18 protein-coding genes and 1 tRNA gene are annotated in these 17,342 nt (G+C 33.6%); 17 read left to right on the plus strand and 2 right to left on the minus strand.

The window, feature by feature from the left end; translation table 11 throughout:
- Positions 1 to 117: 117 nt before the first annotated feature.
- From ACNRYB_RS05815 to ACNRYB_RS05840, 6 genes are all read left to right on the plus strand, one after another.
- Positions 118 to 702: an RNA polymerase sigma factor gene (locus ACNRYB_RS05815; protein WP_473729500.1), complete on the plus strand. Its 585-nt coding sequence runs from the start codon at positions 118 to 120 to the stop codon at positions 700 to 702.
- A 2-nt stretch (positions 703 to 704) separates the two neighbouring features.
- The gene (locus tag ACNRYB_RS05820; RefSeq protein ID WP_473729501.1) at positions 705 to 1,430 is read left to right on the plus strand and encodes a tetratricopeptide repeat protein; all 726 of its coding nucleotides are present in this window, start codon (positions 705 to 707) and stop codon (positions 1,428 to 1,430) included.
- A gap of 129 nt (positions 1,431 to 1,559) precedes the next feature.
- Positions 1,560 to 3,209, plus strand: a complete 1,650-nt coding sequence (locus ACNRYB_RS05825) for a S41 family peptidase (RefSeq protein WP_473729502.1) — start codon at positions 1,560 to 1,562, stop codon at positions 3,207 to 3,209.
- Between the two features lie 377 nt (positions 3,210 to 3,586).
- Complete coding sequence (locus tag ACNRYB_RS05830) at positions 3,587 to 4,366, plus strand: TatD family hydrolase (RefSeq protein ID WP_473729503.1); 780 nt, start codon at positions 3,587 to 3,589, stop codon at positions 4,364 to 4,366.
- Between the two features lie 63 nt (positions 4,367 to 4,429).
- Positions 4,430 to 5,566: a 1-acyl-sn-glycerol-3-phosphate acyltransferase gene (locus tag ACNRYB_RS05835; RefSeq protein WP_473729504.1), complete on the plus strand. Its 1,137-nt coding sequence runs from the start codon at positions 4,430 to 4,432 to the stop codon at positions 5,564 to 5,566.
- Positions 5,556 to 6,584, plus strand: coding sequence for an asparaginase (locus tag ACNRYB_RS05840; protein ID WP_129745981.1), 1,029 nt, complete (start codon positions 5,556 to 5,558; stop codon positions 6,582 to 6,584). Before ACNRYB_RS05835 ends, ACNRYB_RS05840 begins: the two co-directional genes overlap by 11 nt.
- A 202-nt stretch (positions 6,585 to 6,786) precedes the next feature.
- Here the strand turns inward: ACNRYB_RS05840 and ACNRYB_RS05845 are convergent, their stop codons facing one another.
- Positions 6,787 to 8,028, minus strand: coding sequence for an MFS transporter (locus tag ACNRYB_RS05845; RefSeq protein WP_129745982.1), 1,242 nt, complete (start codon positions 8,026 to 8,028; stop codon positions 6,787 to 6,789).
- Positions 8,029 to 8,118: 90 nt separating this feature from the next.
- On the opposite strand from ACNRYB_RS05845, the gene ACNRYB_RS05850 reads away from it, so the two are divergent.
- From ACNRYB_RS05850 to ACNRYB_RS05900, 11 genes are all read left to right on the plus strand, one after another.
- Positions 8,119 to 8,988, plus strand: coding sequence for a LysR substrate-binding domain-containing protein (locus ACNRYB_RS05850; protein ID WP_473729505.1), 870 nt, complete (start codon positions 8,119 to 8,121; stop codon positions 8,986 to 8,988).
- Positions 8,989 to 9,048: 60 nt separating this feature from the next.
- Positions 9,049 to 9,135: transfer RNA gene (locus tag ACNRYB_RS05855), tRNA-Ser, on the plus strand.
- A 225-nt stretch (positions 9,136 to 9,360) separates the two neighbouring features.
- Positions 9,361 to 9,693, plus strand: coding sequence for a transposase (locus tag ACNRYB_RS05860; RefSeq protein ID WP_207214054.1), 333 nt, complete (start codon positions 9,361 to 9,363; stop codon positions 9,691 to 9,693).
- 31 nt (positions 9,694 to 9,724) lie between these two features.
- Positions 9,725 to 9,949, plus strand: a complete 225-nt coding sequence (locus ACNRYB_RS05865; RefSeq protein WP_207214055.1) for a transposase — start codon at positions 9,725 to 9,727, stop codon at positions 9,947 to 9,949.
- A 323-nt stretch (positions 9,950 to 10,272) separates the two neighbouring features.
- Positions 10,273 to 10,635, plus strand: coding sequence for an S-adenosylmethionine decarboxylase family protein (locus ACNRYB_RS05870; protein WP_473729506.1), 363 nt, complete (start codon positions 10,273 to 10,275; stop codon positions 10,633 to 10,635).
- Positions 10,636 to 10,638: 3 nt separating this feature from the next.
- Complete coding sequence (locus tag ACNRYB_RS05875; protein ID WP_473729507.1) at positions 10,639 to 11,874, plus strand: DUF4178 domain-containing protein; 1,236 nt, start codon at positions 10,639 to 10,641, stop codon at positions 11,872 to 11,874.
- Position 11,875: 1 nt separating this feature from the next.
- Complete coding sequence (locus ACNRYB_RS05880; RefSeq protein WP_129745986.1) at positions 11,876 to 12,061, plus strand: hypothetical protein; 186 nt, start codon at positions 11,876 to 11,878, stop codon at positions 12,059 to 12,061.
- A 12-nt stretch (positions 12,062 to 12,073) separates the two neighbouring features.
- Positions 12,074 to 12,289, plus strand: coding sequence for a DUF350 domain-containing protein (locus ACNRYB_RS05885; protein WP_091128719.1), 216 nt, complete (start codon positions 12,074 to 12,076; stop codon positions 12,287 to 12,289).
- A complete protein-coding gene (locus ACNRYB_RS05890; RefSeq protein WP_473729508.1) occupies positions 12,282 to 13,802 on the plus strand; it encodes a polyamine aminopropyltransferase in 1,521 nt (506 codons plus the stop codon). Before ACNRYB_RS05885 ends, ACNRYB_RS05890 begins: the two co-directional genes overlap by 8 nt.
- Positions 13,777 to 15,405 carry a flavin monoamine oxidase family protein gene (locus ACNRYB_RS05895; RefSeq protein ID WP_473729509.1) on the plus strand — a complete coding sequence of 543 codons (1,629 nt, stop codon included), beginning with the start codon at positions 13,777 to 13,779 and terminating at the stop codon, positions 15,403 to 15,405. The genes ACNRYB_RS05890 and ACNRYB_RS05895 overlap by 26 nt, the downstream gene beginning before the upstream one ends.
- Entirely contained in the window at positions 15,383 to 16,402 is a 1,020-nt protein-coding gene (locus tag ACNRYB_RS05900) for a hypothetical protein (protein WP_129745989.1), read from the plus strand. The genes ACNRYB_RS05895 and ACNRYB_RS05900 overlap by 23 nt, the downstream gene beginning before the upstream one ends.
- A 154-nt stretch (positions 16,403 to 16,556) precedes the next feature.
- Here ACNRYB_RS05900 and ACNRYB_RS05905 read toward each other — a convergent pair whose 3' ends face one another.
- A complete protein-coding gene (locus ACNRYB_RS05905) occupies positions 16,557 to 17,312 on the minus strand; it encodes an SGNH/GDSL hydrolase family protein (protein WP_473729510.1) in 756 nt (251 codons plus the stop codon).
- Positions 17,313 to 17,342: the final 30 nt, after the last annotated feature.

The raw sequence follows: 17,342 nt of genomic DNA on the forward strand, positions 1-17,342 counted from the left end.
TAAAGGTTTTTAAAAGATTCTTGTTTCGTTATATACAATTGACTGTAATATTGTTACCTCTTATTTTTGAAATTTTTTAAGATTCTTTTTTTTAAATTAGCTGTAAAATGTTTTTTTATGGATCAAAATAGAATTCATCCTGATCAAAAATATATCGAAGGACTTGCCGCAAATGACTCAGTGGTTATCGAAATGATATATAAAAAATTTGCGCCCAAAGTAGTTCAGTTTATCACCAATAATTCTGGGGATAAAGACCAGGCACAGGATGTGATTCAGGAAATCATGATTTTGCTTTTTAATCAGGCGAAAGCCGGAAAACTTCAGCTTACTTGTCCGTTTGACGCCTATTTTTTCTTGTTGTGCAAAAGACGCTGGCTGAACGAATTGAAAAATTCTGCGAATAAAGGGGTAACAATTTATGAGAATGTAGTATCTATCAATGAATCTGCTCACGAATTGATCGCTCAGGCAGAAGAATTTGATGAAAAACAAAAACTTTTTGAAACCATGTTCCAAAAACTGGGAGAGAAATGTCAGGAAGTTTTGAAACTCAGTTTTTCTCTAAAATCAATGGAAGAAGTGGCCGAAAAACTAAACGTAACTTATGGTTATGTACGAAAAAAGAAATCGTTATGCGTAGGCCAACTGACGCAATGGATTCAAGAAGCAAAAAATTTTAACTCTTTAAAAAACAATTAATCATGAACGAAGAACGCTATATATTATTTGACCAATATCTTCAAGGCGAACTGACCGTTGATGAAAAAAACAATTTGGAGAAACAATTATCTGAGGATGCAAAAATGGCTTCGGAGTTTGAGAGTTTCAAAGAAATGCATTTTCAGCTGGAAAATAAATTCGGAAGAGAGCAAGAAAGAGCGGATTTTGAAGAAAATCTAACTCGAATTTCAGATAAATATTTCAATAAGAATAAACAGAATGTGGTTTCTCTTAAACCATGGTACTTTGCGGCCGCAGCTTCGGTAATTATTATGTTCGGATTGTTTTTCTTTGATTATAAGCATTATCCAAACTTTGAAGACTATAATCATCCAGAAAGCGCTTATTTTACAGAAAGAGGTGTGTCTGAAGCTATTTTAAAGCAGGCAGAGAATAATTTTAATGGGAGAAGATACGATACGGCAATTCCGATTTTTGAAATGATTTTGAAAGAAAACAATTCAGAGGAGATTAAATATTTCTATGCCGTTTCATTATTGCAGGTTGGCAAATATGTAAAAGCAGAAAGTATCTTCAAAGAATTAGAAGCGGGAAATTCTGTTTATAAAGAAAAGGCCAAATGGAATCTGGCGTTGTCTAAGCTAAAACAAGGGAAATACGATGATTGTAAAGCCATTTTACAGACTATTTCGCAAGACTATGAAGATTATGATGAAGTAGAACAGCTTTTGGAAGAATTGGATTAAATTCTAATTATTAAGAAAAATTTTATCCGTTTACGGGAAACCTCAATCGAATTTGGAATTTTAGTTCTAAATTCGATTTTCTTTTTAAAAGAATTGCCAAAAAACATTTAACCAAAACCAGCCCCTTTAATGAAAAAGTTTGCATTGTTGCTTTTTGTTGTTTTTTCTCAAAGTATTTTTAGCGCTGCTAAAATTACAGAGACAGAAAAACTTTATGCTACCTGTAAAGTCTGGGGATTTTTAAAATATTATCATCCTAAGGTTGCTAGTGGAGAATTGAATTGGGATAATGAGCTTTTGGAGAAATTGCCTAAAATAGATAAAGCACAAACCAAAGAAGAGTTTTCTTTAATTATAGAAAATTGGATTGACGATTTGGGGCCTGTAAAAGAAATAGCGCCAATTGTAATACCAAAAGACGTAAAGTTCTTTGATAAAAATTTTGATTTAAGCTGGTTTAATAGTAAGCTGTTTTCTAAAAAACTTTCGAAGAAATTAAAGTTTATTGAAGAAAATAGGTTTCAAAGCAATGAAGAATTTGGACCTACTTTTGACGGTTTTAAAAACTTGAAAAATTATTTTAATCTAGATTACACAGACAAAAATGCAAAGCTTTTAATGCTGTATGCATACTGGAACGTAGTGGAGTATTATTTTCCATACAAATACATAATGGATCAGAAATGGGATGAAGCTTTAAATGAAGTGATTCCTTCTGTTGTTCAGTCTAACTCTCCAGAAGATTTTTTTAAAGTATTAAGAAAAGTAGCAGCAAAACTCAATGATACTCATGTCCAGTTTCATATTTACCCGTCTTCTGCAACAGCAAAAAAGAGTTTTAATTATTTTCCTGCAACAGGTAAAGTAATAGATGAAAAACTAGTGATTACTGAGATTTTAGGAGATAGTTTGGCAGAGGCAGACAATATTAAAATTGGAACTGTAATTACTAAAATAAACGATAAGAGCATTAAAGAAATTATTGAAGAGAAAAGAGATATTGTTTCAGCTTCAAACGAGGTTGCTTTTCTGGATAAAGTTCTGCGCACAATTTTAGTGAGCGAATCTGAAAAAGTAAACGTAGAATTCCTAAAAGATGGAAAGTACGAAACAAAGTCAATGACTTGGTTTAACTATCACGATTCGCATAGAAATGAATTTAAAAAAGGTGCTCAGAAAAAGAAAGATAAATTTAAACTTCTCGACAATAATATTGGCTATGTTAATATGGGAGTTATAAAACCTAAAAATGTTCCAGAGATGGTTGAAGCTTTAAAAAACACCAAAGCTATAGTTTTTGATCTAAGAAATTATCCGCAAGGGACTTATAAAGTAATTTCAGACTTTCTAAATGCTAAAGAAGAGAAATTTGTAATTTATACATATCCCTATTTAAATTATCCAGGTAAGTTTTATTGGACGGATGGAAGAAATGCAGGTTTTGACAATAAAGACCATTATAAAGGAAAAGTGATTGTATTATTGGATGAGAATTCGATAAGCCAGTCAGAATGGACAGCGATGTGTTTCCAAACAGCGGGAAATACCACAATAATTGGAAGTCAGACTGCGGGAGCAGATGGCAATGTGTTTGAATTTGATTTTAGTGGATTTCATACAGGGTTTTCAGGAATTGGGGTTTATTACCCAGACGGAAGAGAAACACAACGTGTAGGAATTGTACCCGATATTGAAGTGAAACCAACAATTTTAGGCATTCAACAAGGCAAAGATGAAGTTTTGGAACGCGCTTTGCTATATATAGAAACAGGAAAATAAAAACGGTTGTTGTACTGAGGAACGAGGGATCGCACTAGCTGATCGAGAGAAAAAATGGGGGTTTTCTCCTCGAAGCTTCTTGTGAGGTCCTTCGTTCGTCAGAATAAGAAAATTAGGTGATTATTGTTCTGGCCTTTGTCAAAGTTCTAATCTATGATAAAGGTTTTTTTTTGTTTTCCTGAGCGGAGTCGAAGGATCGCATTGAGAATCCACAAAGATTAGCGATTAGGGCTTCGACTCCGCTCAGTCTGACAAAAATAAAATCCGTCACAATCCGTGTTTTCACAAAGTGAATCCGTTTCATCCTCGTACCCCACTCGCACAGAATTGCTATTCTTTTAATATTGTCGTAATTTTGGCATTTTAAAATTACAGCCTTGAATTCAACACCCATTATTACCGATACCCATACGCACTTATATTCTGAAGAATTTGATCAGGATCGTGACGAAATGATTCAACGTGCTATTGATGCCGGAATTACACGTTTTTTTATTCCTGCAATTGATGCTGCTGCTACACAATCGATGTACGATTTAGAAAAAAATTATCCTGAAAATATATTCCTAATGATGGGTTTGCATCCCACTTACGTGAAAGATAATTATCTGGAAGAATTGGCGCATGTGGAAACAGAATTGTCTAAAAGAAAATTCTACGCTGTCGGTGAAATCGGGATCGATTTGTATTGGGATAAAACACATTTAAAAGAACAGCAAATTGCTTTTAAGAGACAAATTCAACTGGCAAAACAATACAAATTGCCAATCGTAATTCATTGTCGTGAAGCATTTGATGAGATTTTCGAAGTCTTAGAAGAAGAAAAATCTGAAGATTTATTTGGGATTTTTCATTGTTTTTCCGGAACTTTAGAACAAGCAGAGCGTGCCATTTCTTACAATATGAAATTAGGAATTGGCGGTGTTGTTACATTTAAGAACGGAAAAATTGATCAGTTTTTAAATCAAATCGATTTAAAACATATCGTTTTAGAGACAGATTCGCCATATTTAGCACCAATTCCATATAGAGGAAAAAGAAATGAAAGCAGTTATTTAGTCAATGTTATAGCTAAATTAAGCGAAATTTATAGTGTTTCTGCCGAAGAAATTGCAGCAATTACAACGCAAAATTCAAAAGACGTTTTTGGTATTTAACTTAAGCCTTACAAAACTTTAATTTTTTTTTTGTTCTTTTGCCCACTTAAACCCAAATAAATAATGCAGAGATTTGATGCCATTCGACCGTTTTATGATTCCGAAATAAATGAAGCACTTCGTGGTGTGGTAAATCATCCGATGATGAAAACCATGATGAACTTTACTTTTCCGGATGTAGAAGATGAGGTTTGGAAGGAACAACTAAAGAAAACGCATTCTATTCGTGATTTTCAGTGCAATTTTATTTACAACACTATTCAGAAAGTTCTTGAAAAAAGTTCTGAAGGCCTTACAACTTCAGGTTTTGAAAAATTAGAACCGAACACTTCTTATCTATTTATCTCAAATCACAGAGATATTCTTTTGGATACGACATTATTGAATGTTTGTTTATTCGAACATGGTTTAGTGATGACAGCATCTGCAATTGGTGATAATTTGGTTAAAAAAGCTTTTTTGGCAACTTTAGCAAAATTGAATAGAAACTTCTTGGTTTTGAGAGGTTTGTCTCCTAGAGAAATGCTTCAAAGTTCAAAATTATTGTCTGAATATATGGGGCAATTACTGCTTCGCGAAAATCGTTCGGTTTGGATTGCTCAAAGAGAAGGAAGAACAAAAGATGGAAACGACGAAACCAATCCAGGCGTTTTAAAAATGATCGGAATGGGTTCTGACGAAGAAAACTTAATGGATTATTTTAAGAAACTGAAAATCGTTCCAGTTTCTATTTCTTACGAATATGATCCGACAGATGTTTTGAAAATGCCACAATTAATGGCAGAAGCAAACAATGAGGTTTATATAAAAGATAAAAACGAAGATTTCATGACCATTTTAAGTGGAATTATGGGAACTAAAAAAAGAATCCATATTTCTGTTGGAGATGTTTTAGATACAGAAATCGATCAGATTGTAGCTGAAAATGATAATGTAAACAAGCAGGTTCAAGCGTTGGCACAAACTATCGATGATGTAATCTTGACAAATTATCAATTGTGGCCGACAAATTTTATTGCTTACGATATTTTAAACGAAACAGACAAATTCGCACATACATACAAAGAAAGCGAAAAACAGCTTTTTGAGCGTCGTTTAGAAATGAGAATAGGAAGCGATAATCCTATTACAAGACAAGGATTTTTAGCTATGTACGCAAATCCTGTTGTCAACAAATTAAAATACCAAGATGTCATCTAAAGCAAAAATATTATTGGTTTATACCGGAGGAACCATCGGTATGAGCAAAGATTTTGAAACTGGAGCGCTTAAAGCTTTCAATTTTGGTAAATTAATTCAGAAGATTCCCGAAATCAAACAATTGGATTGCGAAATCGAATCCATTTCGTTCGAACATCCAATAGATTCTTCAAATATGAATCCTGAAATGTGGACGAAGATTGCCACAATTATCGAGGAAAATTACAGCGCGTATGATGGATTTGTGGTGCTTCACGGTTCTGATACCATGTCGTATTCGGCTTCGGCATTGAGTTTTATGCTCGAGAATTTGGCAAAACCTGTTGTTTTTACCGGTTCGCAATTGCCAATTGGAGATTTGCGCACCGATGCAAAAGAAAACCTAATTACAGCAATTCAGATTGCCTCTCTTCAAGAAAACGGAAAACCGGTTATCACAGAAGTTTGTCTGTATTTTGAATATAAATTATATCGCGGAAACCGAACTTCAAAAGTAAATGCAGAGCATTTCAGAGCTTTTACAGCACCAAATTATCCTGAATTGGTAGAATCTGGTGTTCATTTAAAATTAAACAGACATTTATTTCTTCCTGTAAATAAAGATGCAAAACTGATCGTTCATAAAAAATTAGACAATCACGTTGCAATTATAAAAATGTTCCCAGGAATGAGCGAAATTGTTTTGGCTTCAATCCTTGCAACTAAAGGTTTAAGAGGAATTATTCTAGAAACTTACGGTTCTGGAAATGCTCCAACAGAAGATTGGTTTTTAAACCTAATAGAAAAAGCCATCAAATCTGGAATGCATATCGTAAATGTAACCCAATGCTCAGGCGGAAGCGTAAACATGGGACAATACGAAACGAGTACGGCTTTGAAATCTCTAGGGGTTATTTCAGGAAAAGACATTACTACAGAAGCTGCCATTACTAAATTAATGTATTTGTTAGGGCATAATATTCCGCAAAACGAGTTTAAAGATATTTTCGAGACAGCGCTTCGCGGGGAAATATCTTAAAGTTTAAATTTCAATATTAAAAAATCCCAAATTCCAACAAAATCTAAAGTTCGAATTTGGGATTTTTTTATTGAAAATTTTTGCTTAATCACGCAGTTTGTTATTTCGACGAAGGAGAAATCTTCACAAGTAACACCGTTCCAATAAGCCAACTTTTACAGAAATGACACGATTACGGATAATTGGAATTTGGGATTTCCTTTTAAAACTTGGAATTTTTATAAGTAACTGGACAAGTTTCCAAATTTTCCGTTGATTTATGTTTTTTGTAATAGATATAAACCAGAACAGAAAGAATACAGATAACTCCCTGAATCGCAACCGTAGCTCTTACACCTAAAAAGTGAGAAACATACCCAATAATTAAACTTCCTACAGGAATCATTCCTTGGTATGCCATCATATAATAGCTAATACTTCTGGAACGCATATTAACAGAGCTATGTGTTTGTATGTAGATATTAATAGATGAAGTTTGTCCCATCATTCCGATTCCGCTTAGAGTCATACAAAGCAAAGCAATTGTGATGCTGTTTGAAACGGCCAAAATAATTACACTAAAACCGAGAAGTAAACTTGCAGAAATCATCAATTTGCTCATATTTTCGGCAGATTTTAGATTGGCTAAATAAATTGCAGATAAAATAGAACCAATTCCGGCAGCGCTTTCAAACCAGCTGAAAGTTTGGGCGTTTCCGCTAAAAATATCTTTCGCAAAAACGGGCATCAAAGTATTAAAAGAAATTACAAATAAACTGCTACAAGTTAACATCAAGAGCATTCTTGCCATTTCAGCTTCTTTCTTTACGTAATCCAGTCCTTCAATAAGATCATCCAGCATTTTAAGCTTGTTTTCGGCTTTAACATGCGGTGTAATTTTCATTAGCATTAGCGAAATTAAAACAGGCACATAACTCATAAAATTTCCGATAAAACAGATATCTTCTCCATATTGATGCAAGATGATTCCCGCAAGCGCAGGACCTGCAATTCTAGCAAAGTTGTTCATGGTGGAGTTAAGAGCGACTGCGTTTGGCAGATCTTCTTTATTGTCAACAATATCAATCATCATAGTCTGACGACAGGTCATATCAAAAGCATTGATAATCCCTTGAATAAGACTCAAAGCAAGAATAAAATTGATATTATAAATTTTGAGATAAATCAGTAAAGCTAAAGTTCCTGCCTGCAGCATTGCTAAAGACTGCAGTACCATCATAGCGCGGTGTCTGTCGTAACGTCCAATAATACTTCCTGCCAGAGGAGCGAGAAACAGAGACGGAATCATACTTAAAAAAGTGGCTAAACCTAATAAAAATACAGATCCCGTAATACTGTAAACCATCCAGCTTACTGCTGTTTTCTGCATCCAAGTCCCAATAACTGATACAGATTGACCGTAGAAAAATAATTTGAAATTTTTTGATTTTAAGGCTTTAAACATGACTCTAAATATTTAATACAAAGGTCGGGATTATGATAGCATTAGAAAAATTAATAATTTTACTGATAATAAGTAGTAAAACTTATCAATATGGAAATATATCAACTGCAATATTTTATCAAAACTGCTGAAGTATTGCACTTTACAAAAGCAGCAGAACTCTGTTTTGTAACACAATCGGGACTTTCACAGCAAATAAAAAAACTGGAAGAAGAACTTGGAATGCCATTGTTTAAGCGAGTTGGAAAGAAAGTTCAACTGACAGAAGCTGGTGCTGTTTTTCTAATTCATGCCAAAAAAGTGGTCGAAAATGTAGAAAACGGAAAACAGGCCATTGAGGATTTAAACGAAATGATTGGCGGAGAACTCCGAATTGGCGTAACGTACATTTTCGGACTACTGATTTTGCCTGTTGTAAATGCATTTGCCAAAAGATACCAGAATTTGAGGATAATTGTAGAATACGGTACTTCAGAAGCTTTAGAGCAAAAACTGATTAATAATGAATTGGATTTAGTTTTAGTTATTTCGTCACACGAAATTGGCGCTCCAATTCAAAAAGTACCTTTGTTTACTTCAAATATGGTCATGGCAGTTTCTAAAAATCATGCTTTAGCCCATTTAGAGAAAATGCCTTTCAAGAAAATAGAAGAGATTCCGCTGATATTGCCTGGAAAAGGATCAAATTCTCGTGAATATGTTGAAGAACTGTTTCAGAAGTTTAACATGAAACCTAAAATTTCGATAGAACTGCAATCCATTCATGCTTTACTGCAAATGGTTGAAAATAGCGATTGGGCAACCATTGTGGCCGAAAAAGCACTAAAAAACTGGGATAGTTTAAAAGCCATTCAGATTACGGGAGTTTCTACAAAAAGAGAATCTTATATGCTCGCGATGGGTGGTTACCAGAAAAAGGCTGTAAAATTGTTTATGGAAGAATTTAAGAAAAGCATTTAAAGTTACTTTGATTTTACTTTTGTAAAGTCAGTTTTTTTTGTGTTATTTGCAGACCAAAATAGAGAGGTGTCCGAGTGGTTTAAGGAGCTAGCCTGGAAAGCTAGTATATGGGTAACTGTATCGAGGGTTCGAATCCCTTCTTCTCTGCAAAATTTCAGTTTAAATAATACCAAACCTCGAAATGTATATTTCGAGGTTTTTTTATTTATTGTCTCTATTACCAAATTATAAATAACAATATCAAACGTTCCAAAAAAACTTATTGAACAAAAACTTTGTGCAATTTTGATTTTACAATATTTGCATTGGATCAGTGACAATTAATTTCAGGATTATATTATTACGAACACCTTTCGAAAAATCTGTCAAACAATGTCTCAAAAATTTAAAAATAAATATCGAATTCCATCTTCGCGATTGCAAAATTGGGATTATGGTGCAAAAGGTGCTTATTTTATAACTATTTGTACCCAAAATAGGGAATGTTATTTTGGAGATATTATTGATTCTAAATTGGAGGCATCGGAATTAGGAATATTGGCAGAAAAATATTGGTTAGATATTCCAAAACATTTTCCGTATGTCGAATTGGGTAATTTTGTAATTATGCCAAATCACGTTCATGGGATTTTAATTATTGATAAAAACGCATCGGTTTCGGGTAGAGACGCGATTATTCGCGTCTCTACCCGAAACAATATATAAAATAGGTGGTTTTGTCGGAAATAAAAACCCCATGTTGCACGATAATATTTCGAGAATTATAAGATGGTATAAAGGAAGATGTTCTTTTGAGATGAAAAAAATACATGCTGATTTCGGTTGGCAACCGCGTTTTCATGATCATATCATTAGAAATGAAAAATCTTTTGAAACCATACAAAATTATATAGAAAACAATCCGTTGAATTGGAATAAAGACAAATTTTATGGAAAATTAAACCAAAACAATCCGAAATAACGGTAGAGACGCGATGAATCGCGTCTCTATTTTTAAAGAGATTCATCGCGTCTCGATTTTTTTAGAGAGATTAATTGCGGCTCTATTTTTAAAGAGATTATTCAATTAAAAATAGAATCAGTTTTGAAGATATTGATTTAGAACAAAAAGAATTTGATAATTATAATTAAAACATCTTGATTTATCAGATCTTTCTAAAAATCTAAATAAAGAAAAAACCATAAAAACATAGTCCTAAAAAGTTATTTTCAAAATACGGTTTCCCGCATTTTTTTATTCTAGAAATATTATATATTTGGCTCCTGTGTAATATAAATAACTTAATGGATTTACCTCCTTATTCGCCAGGATTGCATAAACTGGTTACTCTACATGTCGATGAAATTTCTAAGCTTACCAACAGCAAAGGCTTTGTTGCAATTACCGATTCCATTTTAGAAAAATACGAACTTGAGAAGGTTGGAGTTGTTGTTCATGACTTTGATAACGAAAGTTTTACAATCTCGTACTGCTTAAAAGAATCACATATTTGTATACACACTTGGCCAGAATACAATCAGTTGACTTTGGATGTTTATTTGTGCAATTATCTTCAGGATAACTCGCATAAAGTGCGTGCCGTTATGGCCGATTATATTGCCTATTTTGAAGCAGAAATTATTAAGGATTTTGAAATTAACCGATAAGATATGAAGATTCCTTGTTATATCTGTGATATCGAAACCGAATTAGATGTTGATTTTGAAGTAGTCAATTTTGTCTGTCCGCATTGTCAGACTTTATATGCTACTGATAAAGATGGGCAATTTCTCCAAAGATCTCAATATAAAAATATTTATTTTGCATGTCCGCTTGTAATTGGCGAAGTTGGAAATTTTAGAGGAAGCGAATATAAAGTTACCGGAATTCTAAGAAAGAATATTCATCCCGATTTTGATTGGATTGAATTTATACTTCAAAACGACGCTAAAGAGTTTATCTATCTTTCGGTTTCTAATGGACACTGGATGATGTTAAGAGAAATGGAGGAAACTTTTGTCGTTCATGATCATCCCAAAGTATTAGACCACGAAGGAGTGTATTTTGATATATTTGAATATTCTGATGCTGAAATTATAAATGCAAAAGGATTTTTTGATTTTGAACTTCCTCAAAACAAATTAATTCACTTAGTTGAATATATCAATCCTCCAAACATCATTTCTGTAGAAAGAATGAATGGCGTCGAAATAGCCTATTATGGAGAGTATGTTAATAAAAGCGAGATCAAAAAAGCATTTCCACAGGCTGTGCTTCCTTATCAGACAGGGACAAATATGATTCAGCCTTTTCCATTTCATATAAAAAATACAGCTATTATTTTCTGTCTCATTGCTCTGTTGATTCTTATTACGAATTGGTTTATTTACAGAGATCAGGTAGAACAGCAGGTTTTCTCGAAAACTATGAAATTTACCGAGTTTGACAATAAAGAAATTACAAGCGAAAGTTTTGTGCTTAATGGAGGATCGTCGCCTATGACAATACAAGTTTCTACAGGTGTTGATAATTCCTGGGCAAATGTAAATGTGGCTTTGATCAACGAAGAAACAAATGACGAAATTTATGCCAATAAAGACATCGAATATTACCACGGCTATTCTGATGGCGAATCTTGGACAGAAGGAAGTTCTGTTGAAAAATTTAATATTTGCGGTGTAAAATCTGGTAAATATCATCTTTTGATTACACCTCTTAAAGCACCAGAAGATTTGACCAATACTGAAATGCAGGTTACAGCAGTCTGGAATCAGCCCTCTAGCCGTAATGCTTGGTTTGTAATTCTTTTTATGGCGGGTATATTTGCGGTGATCTATTTCTTTAAGTATCAATCTGAAAAAAACCGATGGGCAGACAGCTCTTATTCTCCTTATCCTGAAAATTAACATGAAGAAAATATCTGATTTTATACTGCAAAATTTAGCTCCTTTCATAATTGGAGTTTTTTGCTTTGGCGTTTATATGTATTTTACTCTTGCAGGAAATAGAATCTGCGATTGCGAAACTACAGAAAGCTACCGATCAACAACGAGCGGAAGCCGTTCATCATACAATCATTTTTACCACAAATAAAAACTATCAAATATGGAATTATTTCACGTACAGCCAATAGTAAACTCAATTCTTTATTCTTTTTTAGGAATTGTAATTCTATTAATAGGATATTATATTATCGAAAAACTGACTCCAGAAAATACTTGGAAAGAGGTTGTAGAAAAAAATAATGTTGCTGTTGCCATTGTTTTGGCAGCATTTATCATCGGGATTTCCATGATTATTAGTGCCGCAATTCATGGGTAAAAAGTTTCTTAGGTTTGAATTTCTTTTACTCTTTGCCGTATTTATAATTGCCACTTGCGGACTTATTTATGAGTTGGTTGCAGGAACTTTGGCGAGTTATTTATTAGGCGATTCGGTAAAACAGTTTTCATTTATTATCGGCGTGTACCTGTTTTCTATGGGTATAGGCTCTTTTTTTTCGAAGTTTTTCAATAAGAATCTGCTTAACACATTTGTAGAAATTGAAATTCTGGTCGGACTTATCGGAGGTTTGAGTTCAGTAATTTTGTTTCTGCTGTTTGAAAATGTGGGTTCTTTTCAATTCATTTTATATTTATTTGTTTTCGTAACCGGATTTTTGGTTGGATTGGAGATTCCGCTTTTAATGAATATTTTAAAGGACAGAGTCGAGTTTAAAGATTTGGTTTCGAATGTTTTTACCTTTGATTATATCGGAGCACTTTTGGCTTCGATACTATTCCCATTGGTCTTAGTACCAAAATTAGGCATTATGGGAACCTCTCTTTTCTTCGGAATGGTTAATGTGAGCATTGCTATTGCTTTATGCTTTTTATTAAAAAGAGAATTAAGGAAACCTTCTTTATTAAGAGCAAAAGCCGTTTTCTCTTTTGTATTATTATTGGTTGTTTTTATTTTTTCGAATGATATTCTCGCTTATTCGGAAGGGAAATTGTATGGAGAGAATATCATTTATACCAATTCAACACCTTACCAGCGTATCGTTTTAACGCATAACAAAAGCGATTACAGACTTTATTTGAATAACAACCTACAATTCAGTTCTGCGGACGAATATCGTTATCACGAAGCTCTTGTGCATCCCGCAATGTCGATGGCAAAAAGTGTAAAAAACGTTTTGGTTTTAGGCGGTGGTGATGGTTTGGCTGTTCGTGAAATTCTGAAATACAAAGACGTCCAAAAAGTGATTTTGGTAGATTTGGATGAAGGAATGACAAAGCTGTTCAAAACCAATTCGGTATTGACCAATTTCAATCAGAATTCTTTGAATAACCCTAAAGTTACCGTAATCAATACCGACGCTTATATCTGGGCGAAAAACAATAAAGAGAAATACGGTGTAGCAATAATCGATTTCCCAGACCCATCCAATTATAGTTTGGGAAAATTATATTCGCTAAATTTTTATCAAACCATAAAAACCATTTTACAACCAGATGCTGCGGTGGTTATACAAACGACTTCACCATATTTTGCGCCTAAATCTTTTTGGTGTATTAATAAAACGGTCATGCAGGTTTTCCCGCAGGTCGATGCATATCATGCGTATGTGCCGTCTTTTGGAGAATGGGGTTATACGATTGCCATAAACGGTTTTGGAACGACTTTTAATTCTGTAAACCGAAAAGCAGACGGATTGAAGTTTTACAATTATCAATTTGATCGTTTTAATTATTTTACAAATGATATGATTTCAAACCAAATAGAAATCAATCGTTTAGACAACCAGATTTTAGTACGCTATTTTGATGAAGAGTGGGGAAAACTGCAATAAATCCAGAAGGAGTTTTATAAAAGTAGTCGGAGCGGCGTTAATTGCGGTTCCGTTTCTGCAATTTTGTTCTGATAAAATTGCCGTACTGATGATTCGTTTATCGGGCACTAAGCACTTGCTTGGACATCGTTTATGGATTAAGGATTTTCCTAAACCGACGAAACAGATCCAGATTCCGTATTTAATTGTTGGCGGAGGAATTTCTGGTTTAAGTGCGGCACGCCAGTTTCATAAAAAAGGAATTTCAGATTTTTTAATAGTAGAATTAGAAAATCATTTGGGTGGAAATTCTTCAAACGGAGAAAATAAATATTCCAAATATCCTTTGGGTGCTCATTATTTGCCATTGCCGAATTTTCAGGATAAAGAACTGCTTCATTTTCTGGAAGAAGAAAAAATAATATTAGGTTACAACGAAAAAGGTTTTCCAATTTTTGATGAATTACAATTGACTTTTGCGCCAGACGAACGTTTGTTCTATAAAAATAACTGGCAGGAAGGTGTAGTTCCAAAAGAAGGGAATTTGATTTCTGATGATGTAGAGTTTGATAAATTCTTCAAAAAAATGGATGCGTTTAGAACTGCCAAAGGCGAAGATCAAAAGTATCTGTTTGATATTCCGCTTTATCTTTCTTCGTCTGATATTGAAACAAGAGCTTTAGATAAAATCACGATGAAACAGTGGTTCAAAAACAATCAATTTACTTCTGAACCTTTGTTTAATTATATCGATTATTGCTGTAAAGACGATTTCGGTTTAGGAATTGACTACGTTTCGGCTTGGGCTGGAATTCATTATTTTGCTGGAAGAAAACAAGATTCGACACCCGAAAAACACGACAGCGTTTTAACGTGGCCAGAAGGAAATTCGCGTTTAGCCAATCATTTAAAAAAATATACTACAGATAAGACGCTGAAAAATCATTTGGTTTACGAAGTTAAAGTCGAAAAGAATAAAGTAATCGCAAAAGCCTTTGATGATGTCAATAAAACGTCGGTTGAAATTATTGCCGATAAAGTGATTATGAGTTCTCCGCAGTTTGTAAATCAATATTTGATTGAAGACCGAAAAGCGTTTACCAAAGATTTCCATTACACACCTTGGCTTTTGGCAACTTTAGTCGTTAATGATTTAACGGATAATTTTAGTTTTCCGCTTTCTTGGGATAATGTAATTTATGATGCGAAAGGTTTAGGATATGTTTACGATCAGCATCAGACTGTGAATCAGGTTCAGGACAAAAAAGTGATTACGTATTATTATAGTTTTTCGTCTGCCGATTTAAAGAAAACCAGAAAAGAGCTTTATAAAAAAGATAAAGAATATTGGAAGCACTTTGTTTTGAATGACTTAAAAGTAGCGCATCCAGATATTGAAGAATATACAGAAGACATTGAAGTTTTTCTTTTAGGTCACGGAATGATTTCGCCTGCGCCGGGATTTATTTTCGGAGAATCAAAAAGACAGGCTAAACAAAATATTGAAAAGAAGATCTATTTTGCACACAGCGATTTATCTGGAATTTCGATTTTTGAAGAAGCTTTTCATCAAGGAATTAATGTTGTAAATGAAATTGTAGATGGAGCAACCTTGGATTCATAAAGCCAAAACTGATTTAGCTTTTATAATTGGTCCGTCATTTTTTGTCTTGGCGATCATCTTTATTTTTCAGGATTATATTGTCCAGATTGAAGAAAATTATTCTTTTTACACTTGGCTTTTCCTTATTGTTTTTATTGATGTGGCGCATGTTTATGCGACATTATTCAAAACTTATTTTGTTGCTGATGAGTTTCAAAAGCAAAAAAGAAGATTGATTCTATTGCCTCTTTTTTGTTTCGTAACCGGAATTGTGCTTTTCTCTTTCGGCAGTTTAGTTTTTTGGTCGTTTCTGGCTTATGTGGCTGTTTTTCATTTCATCAGACAGCAATATGGCTTTATGAGATTGTATGCGAGAAAAGAAACGAAGACCAAAATTTCGGTTTGGATTGATAATCTTACGATTTATGCTTCAACGGGATATCCAATGCTGTATTGGTTTTTTTCGTCAAAGCGAAAGTTCAATTGGTTTGTAGAAAATGAATTTTTTAGGTTTGAAAACCAAAGAATTCTCGAAATCCTGTTTTGGGTTTATATTGGAATTTTGATTTTTTATATCGTTTACACAGCTGTAAAATCTATCCAGAATCGATTTTTTAATATTCCAAAAAATAGTATTATTCTGGGAACAGCTTTGTCGTGGTATTTCGGAATTGTCTATTTTAATGACGATTTGATTTTTACTTTATTGAATGTCGTTTCACATGGAATCCCATATATGGCTTTGGTTTATTTTAAAGAAATTGACGGAAAATCGGAAACAGAATTAGGGCGTTTGTCTTTCTTAAAACAATACAAAGGACTTTTAATTTACATTGGAATTTTGCTTTTAATTGCCTTTTCAGAAGAATTTCTCTGGGAGCTTTTTGTTTGGAATGAGAATATTAACATCACAAATTTTGATTTTTCGAGCTGGCAGATTTTGCTAGTTCCTTTATTGACGGTGCCACAGTTTACGCATTATTTATTGGATGGTTTTATTTGGAAGTCTAAAAAGTAAATATCTTTCGTCCTTTTGAAAAATGAAAGTTCTAATCTAGCCCCGATAGGAACGATATCCTTTTGTTCTGGGGTTCAGAACAAAAGATATAGTGAATAGCGGGACTAAACGTGTTTTTGAAAATGACTTTTTCTGCTTCTAAAAATTGAAAAAACTAATTCTGCAAAGCTGTTTTTATCTTCGGCATCATTCTGTCCACAAACATTTTATAAGCAGCTTCAGAAGGATGTAAGCCATCTGAAGCGACAAGATTTGGATTGCTTAATCCCATACGGGTAATATCTGTAATGGATACAAAAGCGACTTGATTATTTGTACAATAATTTTCTGCAAATGTATTGTATTGATCTATTTCTAATGAAATCGTACTGCTTTGATTTCCTGCAAGAGCTTGCCCGTATGGAGTATATGCATAGTCGGGAATAGAAATAACTACAACATTTTTTCGGTCGCCTTTGGCTAGCATAATAGCTTTATTGACTAGTTCTGGAAATTCTTTTTCGTAAACTGAAAAGTTTCTATGCTGATATTGATTGTTTACGCCAATTAAAAGTGTTACCAAATCATAGTTGGATTCTGGTTTTTGAGATTCAATTGCCGAAAGTAAATTGGTTGTTGTCCAGCCGGTTGTAGCAATTATTTTTAGCGAAATGGTGCTGGAATACATCGTGTTTAAACTCGCTTTTAGTTGTTCTGGAAAACGACAGGTTGCACAAACGCTTTGACCAATAGTATAACTGTCACCTAAGGCCAAATAATTTACAGTACCCGCGATCGGTGGATTTGTTGTTGGTGGAGGAGTTACAACGGGTGGAGTAGTGATAATAGGAGTTGAGGTTTCATCTGAACTGCAGCTAAGAAGAAATACTGAAAGAATAACGATAACTATTTGTTTAAAATGCGGTTTCATAATTTGTTTAAATTAGATTGGGTCGTTTTA

The sequence above is a fragment of the Flavobacterium sp. CR10 genome (genome assembly GCF_055814415.1).